This window comes from Microbacterium sp. MMO-56, from assembly GCF_037146215.1.
Taxonomy (GTDB): domain Bacteria; phylum Actinomycetota; class Actinomycetes; order Actinomycetales; family Microbacteriaceae; genus Microbacterium.
The window spans coordinates 1-11,820 of the sequence record NZ_JBBCVW010000033.1; the positions used below are offsets into that span (position 1 = coordinate 1).

The 11,820-nt window shown below is 64.4% G+C and carries 14 protein-coding genes; 6 read left to right on the forward strand and 8 right to left on the reverse strand.

Going from position 1 to position 11,820, the window contains the following annotated elements; genetic code table 11:
- Positions 1-572: class I SAM-dependent methyltransferase (locus tag WFI00_RS17435; RefSeq protein ID WP_336633651.1), on the forward strand; the 572-nt coding region annotated here is incomplete at its 5' end.
- A gap of 17 nt (positions 573-589) precedes the next feature.
- Here WFI00_RS17435 and WFI00_RS17440 read toward each other — a convergent pair.
- From WFI00_RS17440 to WFI00_RS17455, 4 genes are all read right to left on the reverse strand, one after another.
- On the reverse strand, positions 590-868 hold the full coding sequence (locus tag WFI00_RS17440) for a hypothetical protein (RefSeq protein ID WP_336633650.1): 279 nt from the start codon (positions 866-868) through the stop codon (positions 590-592).
- 72 nt (positions 869-940) lie between these two features.
- Positions 941-1,330, reverse strand: coding sequence for a hypothetical protein (locus WFI00_RS17445; protein WP_336633649.1), 390 nt, complete (start codon positions 1,328-1,330; stop codon positions 941-943).
- Positions 1,331-1,480: 150 nt separating this feature from the next.
- Positions 1,481-2,290, reverse strand: a complete 810-nt coding sequence (locus tag WFI00_RS17450; RefSeq protein ID WP_336633648.1) for a nucleoside phosphorylase — start codon at positions 2,288-2,290, stop codon at positions 1,481-1,483.
- A gap of 116 nt (positions 2,291-2,406) precedes the next feature.
- Positions 2,407-2,826 (reverse strand): hypothetical protein, encoded by a 420-nt coding sequence (locus WFI00_RS17455; RefSeq protein ID WP_336633647.1) that lies wholly within the window; start codon positions 2,824-2,826, stop codon positions 2,407-2,409.
- Positions 2,827-3,226: 400 nt separating this feature from the next.
- Between WFI00_RS17455 and WFI00_RS17460 the strand changes: the two genes are divergently transcribed.
- On the forward strand, positions 3,227-4,024 hold the full coding sequence (locus tag WFI00_RS17460; protein ID WP_336633592.1) for a hypothetical protein: 798 nt from the start codon (positions 3,227-3,229) through the stop codon (positions 4,022-4,024).
- 360 nt (positions 4,025-4,384) lie between these two features.
- Here the strand turns inward: WFI00_RS17460 and WFI00_RS17465 are convergent, their stop codons facing one another.
- Positions 4,385-4,726, reverse strand: a complete 342-nt coding sequence (locus tag WFI00_RS17465) for a hypothetical protein (RefSeq protein ID WP_336633593.1) — start codon at positions 4,724-4,726, stop codon at positions 4,385-4,387.
- Positions 4,727-5,005: 279 nt separating this feature from the next.
- Between WFI00_RS17465 and WFI00_RS17470 the strand changes: the two genes are divergently transcribed.
- Positions 5,006-5,509 carry a DUF7255 family protein gene (locus WFI00_RS17470; protein ID WP_336633594.1) on the forward strand — a complete coding sequence of 168 codons (504 nt, stop codon included), beginning with the start codon at positions 5,006-5,008 and terminating at the stop codon, positions 5,507-5,509.
- 332 nt (positions 5,510-5,841) lie between these two features.
- Here WFI00_RS17470 and WFI00_RS17475 read toward each other — a convergent pair whose 3' ends face one another.
- Positions 5,842-6,483: a hypothetical protein gene (locus WFI00_RS17475; protein ID WP_336633595.1), complete on the reverse strand. Its 642-nt coding sequence runs from the start codon at positions 6,481-6,483 to the stop codon at positions 5,842-5,844.
- Positions 6,484-6,710: 227 nt separating this feature from the next.
- On the reverse strand, positions 6,711-6,878 hold the full coding sequence (locus tag WFI00_RS17480; protein ID WP_336633596.1) for a fumarylacetoacetate hydrolase family protein: 168 nt from the start codon (positions 6,876-6,878) through the stop codon (positions 6,711-6,713).
- Between the two features lie 19 nt (positions 6,879-6,897).
- On the opposite strand from WFI00_RS17480, the gene WFI00_RS17485 reads away from it, so the two are divergent.
- On the forward strand, positions 6,898-7,080 hold the full coding sequence (locus WFI00_RS17485; RefSeq protein WP_336633597.1) for a hypothetical protein: 183 nt from the start codon (positions 6,898-6,900) through the stop codon (positions 7,078-7,080).
- A gap of 10 nt (positions 7,081-7,090) precedes the next feature.
- Here the strand turns inward: WFI00_RS17485 and WFI00_RS17490 are convergent, their stop codons facing one another.
- Positions 7,091-9,394, reverse strand: a complete 2,304-nt coding sequence (locus WFI00_RS17490) for a family 65 glycosyl hydrolase domain-containing protein (protein WP_336633598.1) — start codon at positions 9,392-9,394, stop codon at positions 7,091-7,093.
- Positions 9,395-9,544: 150 nt separating this feature from the next.
- Here WFI00_RS17490 and WFI00_RS17495 point away from each other — a divergent pair, with 150 nt between their 5' ends.
- Together WFI00_RS17495 and WFI00_RS17500 are read left to right on the forward strand one after the other, a co-directional pair.
- Positions 9,545-10,177 (forward strand): YesL family protein, encoded by a 633-nt coding sequence (locus tag WFI00_RS17495; protein WP_336633599.1) that lies wholly within the window; start codon positions 9,545-9,547, stop codon positions 10,175-10,177.
- A gap of 179 nt (positions 10,178-10,356) precedes the next feature.
- Entirely contained in the window at positions 10,357-11,700 is a 1,344-nt protein-coding gene (locus WFI00_RS17500; protein WP_336633600.1) for an ABC transporter substrate-binding protein, read from the forward strand.
- The last annotated feature ends 120 nt before the right edge of the window (positions 11,701-11,820 follow it).

An 11,820-nucleotide genomic window follows, 5' to 3' on the forward strand; every position in this document is an offset into this window, starting at 1 on the left:
TCGACGTGGATAAGCCAGAGCCCCGGCTGGCAGAACACGCACGCCCGCCCGCCGAAACAACTCAACGAAAAGCGAAACGCGGCTCAACCGAATCGCGACGGTGGATCAGGGTTCAGGTCGCTGACCTCGGGTGCGGGACGGGCACGCTGTCTATCCTGCTCGCCAGCGAGGGCGGGCACTTTGTCAGCGGTGTCGACTTCTCGGCCGAGATGATTCGCCGAGCTCGCGAAAAGGGTGACCGGATCTTACCGAAGCCGGAATTCACCGTCGCTGATGCCGCCGACCCTCCGTTCACCGCAGGATCTTTTGACGTAGTCCTCTCCCGCCATGTCCTCTGGGCGATGCCCGACCCGGCCGTGGCTCTGCGGAACTGGATCGAGCTGCTAACACCAACCGGCATGCTGATCCTCATCGAGGGCCGATGGAACACCGGAGTCGGGCTGACCGCCGACGAATGCGTCCGGATCGTCAGCGACCTTCGAAACGATGTGGATCTCCACGTGCTGGACGACCCGTCCTACTGGGGCGGCCCCACCTCTGACGAGAGATACCTGATCGTCAGCCGCAGCTGACGCGCTCGAGGACCGGGCTAAGAGCCATCTAGGAGCTCGAGCTGCGCGTCAACGCCAGCCAGCTCGTCTCGGATCTTCTGCTTTTCGCTCGGCGTAAAGCGGCGGACCTGCAGGGTGAGAATCGCGTCTGCTGCGACCGCAGTGATTGCGAACCTGTCCTGTAGCGCTCGGCGCAGTTCCGCTGTTTCGCGGTCGACGGAGCAGAGCTCGATGAGCTCGCTCAGCCGATCGAGTGCCTTGACATAGGCCGCAATGATCTCGCGCCGCGCAAGCAGATTCTGTCGATCGTCCATCATGCGGCCACCCTACCGACGCCGTCCGCGGACGCCCTTTCCGCCGCCCGTGGCCGCACAGTCTTTGGAGCGCCGTTAGGGGACCTCGAGGGTGACCGGTGATGCGGTCGACCGGTTATCGCAGCCCGCCCCGTTCGGTTCCGTCGTCACTTCCCAATCCACAGCCAGCCGCATTGAAGCGAGCGTGGCACCTATGGCGTCCGATGCCGTCACTTGCGGCGTCTGAGGAGCGTCGGCGAAGAGTTCGAAGACCCATCTGTTTTGCGAGTTCGACTGTGCTCCATCGATGCACCCCGCTTCTGTGCAAAGTTGCATCGAGGCGACGTCGAACCGGTCCTCGCCCATAACGATGACCTCGAGCACGTTCGTGTAGCCCGCCTCGTTGCAAGCTAGAGCGCAGCCCGACAAGCTGCCCACGACTACGGTTGCCGCCGCGACAGTCAGGAATCGGTAGAGGAGGTGCACGGTTCCAGAGTCGCAGTTCATTGCCGCGGCAGCGTTAAATTCGACTGAACACCTGGCCTTCGATCGCACGCGCATGGACCGTCACCGGGCAGCGTTCCTACCACCGCGATCATTGGCCGCGAAAGGGTCGCGGCTCACCCTCGGTGGCTCTCACACCTCAGGCTCTGCATGGCGATGGTCACGGAAGTCGAGGCGCAATGCGGCTGCCGCGGCGACATCGAAAAGAGTGGACCGGATGTCGCTGGCTTTGGACCAGTCCCGCTCGTCCCACTCGGCTCCGGCCACGCTGTCCCCGGCATACAGAAGCTGCCCCAGCCGAACCCCCCGGAAGCGCGCCACGGCGATGAACGCGGCTGCTTCCATCTCCACCGCCAGACAACCTTCATCGACGCGGCGGGAAATCCGAGTGCGTGGCTCGCGGTAAAACGCGTCGGTGGTCCAGGTACGGCCGGTCAGATAGTCGGCACCCACCGCGTCCAGCGTCTTCTGAATCGCCACGACAGCGATGGGGTCGGCGTCGATGATCCGACCCGGCGGGGCGTAATGGTACGAAGTGCCTTCGTCACGGACGGCGCTCTGCACCACCACCGGGTGGCCGAGCACGAGGTCTGGAAGCAGAGCTCCCGCTCCGCCGACGGCGATGAAGGATCGCCCACCTGCGGCGATGACCTCTTCCAGGAACCCGGCAGCGATCGGCGCGCCGACGCCGGGGTGGAACACCGCAACGCGGCTGGACCCGTGCGCGATCGAGTAGACCGGGTGCTGGCCGTGCGCAGCACTGAGTACGCCTACGAGCTCGGTGTCACGGCGCCGGGCGAGTTCCTCGATCACTTCAGCGAAGAAGCAGATCACCACCGCAGTGGGCATGTTCGCGTCCGCGGTGAACCCACGAGGGGTGATTAGCCCGGGTTCGGCCAAATCGTCCTCAAGCAGCGGCAGCAGCGACGGGTCGAAATGCATTACGCGAGTGTATGCCGATCGCATCGTCGGCACAGACGAGCTTGACCCTTCGACTACGTGGGCTGCGGAGGTAATCGACTAGCCCCGAGCCGCAGCGAAGCGTCGTTGATGGACCGTCAGTGGGCGGATCGCAGTCGGCTCAGAAGATCGCTTCCGAGCGCCGCGTGAAGTTCATGCGCCCAGAGCGCAGACTCAGCACCGAGCGCGAGGAAGTCGACGATGCGTGCGTCGAAGTAATCAGCCTGAAAATGGAAGATTCCATTCCGGAAACGGCGCAAGGCACCGAGCTTCTCCGAGTCAGCGAGCAACTCGCTAACCCGCTCATTCCTCATCCGGGCTTCTTGCCAACCCTCGGCGACGACGAACAGGCTGGCGTACCAGAGCGACAGGTAGATCCACTGAAACGTCCAGTCGTCGTCAGCCGGCGAGGACGCTAAGCCATGCGCTCTGCCGCGATCCTCATAATGGCGCTTCATCTGCGACGCGTTCAGAAAGTACTTGTGCAGTGACAGCACTTGATTGCGGTCAGTACTCATGTCTAGAGGTCTACCATCCGAGGATCGTTTCGGCCCCGATGTCGAGAGTCCCGCGCGTTGGCTCCGACCCGAGCCTCCCTGGACTACGAGTGCGCCGGTCCATCCTGTGGTCGTATTGGGGACGAGTCAGTGGTGCCAGTGTCGGAGCCCTCGACCACCAGTGTCGAGACATGGATCCACGGCGGCACGCGGATCGAATGACCGGTACTGAATCAGATACAAGATCGTCGCGAAAACAGCACCACTGACCGTGGCGGCGGTGGCCAATACGAGCGGGGGGGGGCAGGGAATCTGGAGCTTAAGCGGGTATCGCTGCCATGGTGGGATATCCGTGATCTGAACTGGGCATTGCGACCAGTGAAAAAATGAAAGGAGGTACTCATTGGATGTCAACGGGTGGGTGGCCCTGCTCCTGGGGACCGCGGCGGTCATGTGTGGTCTGGCAGCACTCTTTCGGCGGGAACAGAAGAAGTTGCGGATAGGCCTGATTGTGTTGTCCCTGGTGTTCACAGTGGCCGCGCTTGCCGTGGGGGTCGGCTCGTCGCTTTCCCGCTCGACCGAGCCAACAGGCTCCGCAACGTCCCCGTCGGCACGGCCACCATCGACACCGCCTTCCATGCCGCCCCCAATCGTTGCGACAGATGTTCGGCAGTTGAACGTCGTCGGCGACAGCGGCCAGCTCGGCGACGACTACAACGTGGAGGCGACCGCGTCGGGTGCTTGCTCCGACGGAAGTCAGGTTCTGTACGACAATCCGAATGCGTACCGCTGCTCCTTCGGGGATAGCTCCCTTGCAGACCCGTGCCTCGCCCTCGCAGACGGAGAGTCGGTCTTTTGCGTGAGAAGCCCATGGGCTTTATCCGGAGTCCAGATCTTTCTTGAGGAGCCGGTCTCGTTCGACCCGACATTCGTAGACCCGTCCGTCGTCGCTGGCGACAACCTCTACCCATGGGCGCTTGAGGTAGTCGACCCTCGCGAGTCCGGCCAATATTGGCAATGTCGCGCATTGAGCGGGGCTGGCTACGAGATCTCGGGTATGCGGGCCACATGGGGATGTAAACGCTCGGACGGCTCCGGCGAAGCGACAGCTCTAAACAGCATCATCGTCATCGATGGCGATCCGCTCTGGAAAGTGTGGTTCTACGAAGAGGGACAACCCGAAGCGATTCGAGCGAATGTGGTGAAGGTATGGCACTGATGCCGCTCAGCACGTCAGTCGATCGTCTGTTCGTTTATGGATCGATCTACATCGGCCAAGTCCAGAGACCTAGTGCCACGATCGTCCAGAACAGCGCGGCCACCAACAGCGGTACTGCCATGGTCAGCGCAACGAGCGATGCCCACGCGTACTGCGGACGCGAGAGGTGGTCTCGCCATGAGTCGCTAAGCGTGCGGTCGCTAGCAACGGTGCCGAGAGCAGCGGACCGCGTGACGGTACCAGCACGAACCAGCTCCACACCCATCACGATCGCGATGGGGAGAACGACTCCGTACGCCGCGAGGATCACGACAAGTACAACGGCGGTGACGAGATAGCCTCCGACCCGCCCTGAGGAGTTCAGCCCTGGGCTCGACAGGTCAGTTGCGATGATCGCCCCGAAGTAGCCCCCACCGAGATGAGTGCCGCCGCCCACACCGTCCTGCCCATCCACGCAAGCCGGGCGGTGAGAAGGCTGCGGTCAGCAAAGGGAGTAGGACGTGGGAGGCCGGCGGCGATGACCGATCCCAGCAACGCGAGCCCCAGCACCACAATGGCGACGGATACCAGCATCAGCAAGGTGCCCAGTCCTTGCAGGCCGATCATCCAGATCACGCCGCCGACAGCTCCGACGAGGGCGGTGATGATCAATCCCGATCGGATGGTCGGCCAGGGGGCCAGCTGTATGCGGATTCCGCTCATGGACTGATTGTGGCGACAACTGCAGACATTTGCGCCCAAAATCCTGCGTCGACACGCTCGACGGCCTACCTGACCGCACGGGAGTCCTCACCGCGCGATGCACGAGTAGGGATCCAGATCGACTGGTGTGCCGATCAGTGTCAGGATGCATGAATGGTCGCAACTGGCGCGAGAGCAAGAGAGCTGCTCTCGATCCTCACCAGCGCAGGCTTTGCTCCTGCTGACCGACCGGCCGCTCCACGGCTCTCGACGATGCGACCTGAAGCGGTAGCAAACACCATGATGCTCTACCGCCTTCTCGGTGGGCGTGCGCTCGAGCCTCCATTAGCCCCGGGCAGCTGGGACTTGTCGTTCTCGGACGACCTTCTGGTCGAGCTAGACGAGTCATTCCACTTCAATCGGTACCGCGACCTCACGCTCCAGAGCGAGTGGGCTGACGCGCTGCCGTGGCGAGACGCATACCGCGACTACAGCCAGCAGTGGGAGCGCTACGCCGGCACCGGCGGCAAGCGGTCGTCCAACGACTCCGCGAAGCGCATGTTCGGCGGCGCGGACCCTGACGGCATATTCGGAGAGTTCGGCGCTCCTCGGTGGAAGCAACGCGCGCTCTACGACGCGATGAAGGACATGTCGGCCGCAAGCGGAGATGTTCGACTTGCTCGCGTCTCCATCTACGACCGTATCGACGGGTTTACCCTCGACGACATTCTCTACCGCAAGGCGCGAGTACCCGTCGAGTCCGTCGCGGCACTCGTGACCTCACGCATCGCTGGGCGGCAATAGGCGGACGACGGCCCACAAGGGTTCCGTTTGCGCGCATCGCCCGGAAAGGGATCACGACACGGTCAAACCGATTTTCGTGACGAGGCACCCGGTCCCCGGCGGCATTTGTAGTACCCGGCACGACTTCGTCGTTAAGCATGACTTGGTCAGGGCGTTGGAACGCGGGTTGGGCACAAAGTAGTGTCCCCATCGCGCGTGGTACGTGCGTCGACAAAACCGTCGGCGATGGCCTGACGCGCGTGGAGTCCGCATCGCCCGAACCGACAGAGACCAAGGGCGTCGTCCCACACCTTCTCCCATTTCAAGCGTCCACAACCTCCCGAGGAACGCAGTTAGCCGCCCGGTTGGATGAGGAGGTCGATGTCGTAGGAGGAGAGGACGGTCACTCCTCGCGCGAGGTCGGCGAGCGCTGCGTCCGCATCACCAGCGGGTGCGTCCATCCCGTTCAGTGCGGCGTCAAGTCGACCGCCGAGTCCGTCGCGTCCCTCGCGTTCGCCGACGTCGACGATAGCGGCTAGAGCCCTCAGCCTTTCGCTCTCACTGTTCGTGAGGTGGTAGAGCTCGCGCACGCGCTCCCGCTTGGCGAGCTCGAGGAGCGCGGTCTCCGCGTCGATCTTCCGGCCTTCGGCTCGGGTCTTCTCCGCCTGAGCCGCGTCGAGGTCGATCGCGGCCTGTTCCCGTTCCGCAGCGGCGCTGTTTTTCGCTGCTTCGGAGAGGTTCTTCACGGCCTGACTGATCGTGTAAATCACCCCGGCGATGATGGGCGGGACTGCGATGAGGACGCCGAGGTCACTGCCGTACTGGGACCGGATCAGTGTCGGTGTGGACTGCGGGACCTTCTGGGACCAGCACGCCACCCGTGCGATGTCGTTAAGTGCAGTGACGATCGCCGTGTACTCAACCACGGCAAGGTCGTCTGGGAGCTTGCGACTGGCGGAGAAGATGTAGTTGTCGGGGTCGTAGGCGACGGTCATGGGGGAACACTACCGACCGATCGACGCATTCCTCCATGCCTCCCTGCGGCCCGCCGGCCGCCGTGCACGCAACGGGGACGACTCGTCCCACACGTCCGCGGCGTCATGCCCACCCGCGCCTCCCAACTCACTTGCCGTGGAGGGCGACAGGACGCAATCGGATCCGACGTCCGGTGACGCCCCACGATCGTGCACTGTCCGTATTGGGATCAGCAAGCGGAGGGTCGCTAGACGCAGACCTGAGCCATCGCGCCGATTCCTGAGATCGAGGTATGCACCACTTCACCCGGCCGGAGGTATCGGCGCGGTGAACGCCCGAAACCGACGCCTGGAGGCGTACCGGTGAATATCAGATCTCCGGGCATGAGCGTTGCCACCGCCGAGAGTCGCGCCACGAGGTCGGGGATGGGGAAGATGAGGTCGGATCCCGCGATGGCGTGGAATGGTCAGTGGGACCAGATCGCGCCCGGCCGGTATCTCTACCTCGGCTGGGACTCGAAATACATGCTCGCCGCCGTGCAGGGCGTCCTCGAAGAGGCCGGCTGGGCATCTGAGGTCTTCCTCAAATACAGCTACATCGGCGACGCCATGCCGTGAGGCTCGCTTCTCACCGCTGCAAGGTCGCGGCAGCCTCGCTCTCCCGGAGGGCGACGACCAGCGTGCGCTCGACGCGGTGGCGGGTGCCGTGGACGTCGACCTCCAGAGGTTCACCGTCGCGAATCGTGAGCACGAGCTCGGTGGGGGTGACGCGTACGCCGATCAGCCGACGGCGGAACCCGATCGTGAACGAGAACCCGTCCCAGCCTTCCGGGCTGAACGGGTGGAAGGACAGGACGCCGTTGCTCACCCGCATGCCGGCGAAGCCTTGCACGATCGCGAGCCACGCTCCGCTCATCGAGGTGATGTGGAGACCGTCCTCGGTATCGTTGTTGTAGTTGTCCAGGTCGAGACGCGCGGTGCGGCGGTACAGCTCGATCGCCTTGTCGCGTCGGCCGATCGACGAGGCCACGATCGAGTGGATCGACGCCGACAGCGATGACTCGTGCACGGTCATCGGCTCGTAGAAGTCGAAGTTGCGGCGCCGGTCGTCGATCGTGAAGTCGTCCTCGAACATGTACATCCCCTGCAGCACGTCAGCCTGCTTGATGAAGCACGATCTCAGGATCCGATCCCAGGACCAGTTCTGGTTGAGTGGGCGCTCGGTCGGTGACAACGTGTCGGCAGCGCGCAGCTCCTTGTCGAGGAAGGTGTCGTGTTGCACATTGATGCCGAGCACGTCATCGGTGGGCAGGTACATTCCGGTCGCGATCGCGCGCCATTGCTCGCGTTCTGCCGAGCTCACACCCAGCGCGGCGGCACGGTCGGGAGCCAGAGCGTCCAGGGTCTCCCCCGTGTAGCGCAGCACCCACGCCGCGAGGTAGTTCGTGTACCAGTTGTTGTTGACGTTGTTCTCGTACTCGTTCGGTCCGGTCACGCCGTGCAGCATGTACTGCCCGCGGGAGGCCGAGTAATGCACCCGATCCGCCCAGAACCTGCTGATCTCGACGAGGACCTCGATGCCCGGCCCCTCCAAGTACGACCGGTCGCCGGTGTACTGCGTGTAGGAGTGGATCGCGAACGCGATCGCGCCGTTGCGGTGGATCTCCTCGAACGTGATCTCCCACTCGTTGTGGCACTCGACGCCCGTGAAGGTCACCATCGGGAAGAGCGCTCCGGCCAGGCCCTGCTGACGGGCGTTGTGCTGAGCCTGCGGCAACTGGTCGTGGCGATACGTCAGCAGCGCGCGGGTCACATCGGGTTCGGCGACCGCCAGGTACAGCGGCACCAGGTACGCCTCGGTGTCCCAGTAGGTGGCCCCGCCGTACTTCTCGCCGGTGAAGCCCTTGGGGCCGATGTTCAGGCGCGTGTCCTCGCCGTAGTACGTCGAGAACAGCTGGAACAGGTTGAACTGGATGCCCTGCTGTGCCTCGTCATCGCCTTCGATCCGCACCTCGGCGCGTGCCCAGCGCTCCTCCCAGCGCTCCGAGTGCGCCGCCAGGTGCTCGTCGAACGTCGTCACCGCCGCCTCGTCGAGAAGACGCGCGACGGCGGCGCGATGCTCGGACTCGGGGATGTCGCGCGTCGTCACGACCGCCGTCGTCTTGGTCAGCTCCACATGGGCGCCGGCAGCGAGCGTCGCGCCGAACACCTCGCCGACCTGCAGCGGGCTCTCGAGTGCGTCGAGACGGTCGAGGCCGGATACCTCGGCGCGCATCGCCGCCGTCACGGTGTACCGATCCGTACCGAACGGATTGGGGATCGTACGCATCGACAGCAGGGGGTCGGCGCTCGTCTGCCGGTCGACGACATCCCAGAACCGCTCGCCGTAGTTGGCGTCGAGGTTGTGGACGTCGCCGTCCAGCCGCGGCGTCAGTCTCACCTGCGGAGTGCCCTCGAGCACCGTGACCCGGATCCGCTGCAGGCACAGTTCGGGCGTGACAAGAGAGAGGAACCGCTCGAACTCGAAGCGTACAGCGGAAGCGGCGACACGGTACACGTACGAGCGGGTGAGCATTCCCGTGCGCAGATCGAGGCGAATGCCGGCATCGCTGTAGTCGCCGGTGAACAGGTCGACGCGCTCACCGTCGATGTCGATGTCCACGGCGATGATGTCGACAGCGTTGATCACCTTGCCGAAGTACTCCGGGTAGCCGTTCTTCCACCAGCCCACCCGAGTTTTGTCCGGGAACCAGACTCCCGCGATGTAGGTGCCGGCGTGCGTGTCGCCGCCGTAGCCCTCCTCGAACATTCCGCGCATGCCCATGTGCCCGTTGCCGATCGACGTCATCGATTCGATCAGACGCATCGACTCATCGTCGATGCGCGTCGTCGCGATGGCGTACGGTTCGACATCGAAAATCCGCTCGCTCATGGCCCCACCTTCCTCGTCCGGGAGTCGCGCGCCGAGGCAGGCCGCGCGACCATGCGCCGGAAACGTATCCGAAAAGTGAGGCTACCCCCTCTCCGCACCGGTGTACATCCCGACGCTAGGCTCGAAGGCGATCCCGATTCAGGAGGACCCGTGTTCCGTCGCCTCTTCGACTCCGCGGCGCCGCTGTGGCGTGCGGCATCGACACTCGGCGACATCATCGTCGTGAACGCCTTGCTGGTGCTGACGGCGTTGCCGATCGTCACGGCCGGGGCGGGACTCGTTGCGACATACGACACGGCGCGTCGTGTGCAGGCGGGGATCGACGACGGCGCGGCACGGACGTTCTGGCGCTCGTTCCGCGCCAACTTCCGACAGGCCACGTTGCTCTGGCTTGTGCTCGGCATCATCGGCGGCGGCATACTCGCGAGCTGGCTGATGCTGCCGATCGCCGAGCTCAACGTGATGAAGACGCTGGCAACGGTCGTGTATCTCTTGATATTCCCCTTCGTCTGGTCGATGCAGGCCCGCTTCGAGAGCACCGTCGTGCGCACCCTTCGCAATGCCGTCCTCGTCGCGATCGGGCGGCTGCCGCTGGCCGTCGGTGTGCTGCTCGTCCAGGGCGCGGTGGCTGCGATCACGATCGCCACATGGCTGATGCTTCCGCAGGCGCTCGTACTGCTGTTGCTGCTCGGCTATCCGTTCGCCGTGTGGGCGTCGATGCCCCTCATGGAGCGTGCACTCGCGGTGCTGCTGCCGACGGCAGAGGATCCTGCACCCATCTGAATCGCAGGGCGATTCGTGACCTGATCGTGATCAGCGGCCCGGCAGCGTGCGCTTGCACCTCCATCGCAGCGGGCGTAATGTCGGAACGGCAGGCGGAACCGTTTCCGAAACTTTCCCCTCACGTGGCGGAGCACGGATGCGTCGCCACGTCCACGGCATCGATCCAACGAAGGAAGGCCATGACGATGATGAAGCGCAGGATGGTGACTCTGGTGACCGCCGCAATCGCGGTCACCGCAGTGACGGGCACGCTGGCCGGCTGCAGCGCCGGAAGCGACGGCGACAGCTCGGCAGAAGGCAAGGTGTACTACCTCAACTTCAAGCCGGAGCAGGCTGAAGACTGGGTCGCACTGGCCGCCGAGTACACCGCGGAGACGGGTGTCCAGGTCGACGTCCAGACGGCGGCGTCGGGCACCTACGAGACCACGCTGAAGTCCGAGATGGCCAAGAGCAACCCCCCGACGCTGTTCCAGGTGAACGGCCCCGTGGGCCTCGCGACGTGGTCCGACTACGCGGCCGACCTCAGCGATTCCGCGATCTACGAGCACCTCAACGACCAGTCCGTCGCCCTGACCGGCGACGACGACGCCGTTCTGGCGATTCCGTACGTCCAGGAGACCTACGGGATCATCTACAACAAGAAGCTCGTCAACGACTACATCGCGCTGCCCGGCGCGGCGATCTCCTCGATCGACGAGATCGTCGACTTCGACTCACTCAAGGCCGTCGTCGAAGGCATCCAGGAGAATAAGGACGCGCTCGGAATCGACGGCGCGTTCACCTCGGCCGGGTTCGACCCGTCGTCCGACTGGCGCTTCAAGACCCACCTCGCGAACATCCCGCTCTACTACCAGTTCAAGGCCGACGGGGTCACGGGCCAGCCCGAGACCATCACCGACGAGTACCTCGACGGCTACCAGCGGATCTTCGACCTGTACATCGACAATTCGACGACCGAGCGCACGCTCCTGTCGAGCAAGACGGGTGAGGACGCGAACGCCGAGTTCGCGCTGGGCAAGGCCGCCTTCTACCAGAACGGCACGTGGGCCTACAACGACATCAAGGGACAGGCCGTCGCAGACGAAGACCTCGGCATGCTGCCGATCTACATCGGCGCCGACGGCGAGGAGAACCAGGGTCTGACGACGGGTTCGGAGAACTACTGGGTCGTCAACAACGAGGCCTCCGAGGCCGACCAGAAGGCAACCCTCGACTTCCTCGAGTGGGTCATCACCTCTGACGAGGGCCGGGACTCGCTGGCGAACACGATGGGCTTCGTCACGCCCTTCGACACCTTCGCGGACTACCTGCCCTCCAACCCGTTCATCCTCGCGGATGCCGCGTACACGGCCGCCGGCAAGACGGCCGTCACCTGGAACTTCACCGTCATGCCCTCGGAAGAGTGGAAGAACGGCGTCGGACAGGCCCTGCTGCAGTACGCGCAGGAGACCGGTGACTGGGACGGCGTCGAGACGGCGTTCGTCGATGGCTGGGCGTCGGAGTACAAGCTCGCCAACGGCTGAGTCGGTTCGTGGCGCGGGGGGGGGCCCCCCCCCCCCCCCCCGCGCGGGGGGCGGCGGGCGCGCGGGGGGGGCCCCCCCCACACACGCCCCCACAAAAAAAAAAAAAAAACCCCCCCCGCG

Excerpts from the sequence above, each read along its gene's own strand:
- WFI00_RS17475 (WP_336633595.1), bottom strand. The coding sequence starts at position 6,483 with ATGACCGTCGCCTACGACCCCGACAACTACATCTTCTCCGCCAGTCGC.
- WFI00_RS17450 (WP_336633648.1), bottom strand. The coding sequence starts at position 2,290 with ATGCATTTCGACCCGTCGCTGCTGCCGCTGCTTGAGGACGATTTGGCC.
- WFI00_RS17490 (WP_336633598.1), bottom strand. The coding sequence starts at position 9,394 with ATGAGCGAGCGGATTTTCGATGTCGAACCGTACGCCATCGCGACGACG.
- WFI00_RS17465 (WP_336633593.1), bottom strand. The coding sequence starts at position 4,726 with ATGAGCGGAATCCGCATACAGCTGGCCCCCTGGCCGACCATCCGATCG.
- WFI00_RS17455 (WP_336633647.1), bottom strand. The coding sequence starts at position 2,826 with ATGAGTACTGACCGCAATCAAGTGCTGTCACTGCACAAGTACTTTCTG.
- WFI00_RS17485 (WP_336633597.1), top strand. The coding sequence starts at position 6,898 with ATGAGGTCGGATCCCGCGATGGCGTGGAATGGTCAGTGGGACCAGATC.
- WFI00_RS17440 (WP_336633650.1), bottom strand. The coding sequence starts at position 868 with ATGATGGACGATCGACAGAATCTGCTTGCGCGGCGCGAGATCATTGCG.
- WFI00_RS17500 (WP_336633600.1), top strand. The coding sequence starts at position 10,357 with ATGACGATGATGAAGCGCAGGATGGTGACTCTGGTGACCGCCGCAATC.
- WFI00_RS17470 (WP_336633594.1), top strand. The coding sequence starts at position 5,006 with ATGATGCTCTACCGCCTTCTCGGTGGGCGTGCGCTCGAGCCTCCATTA.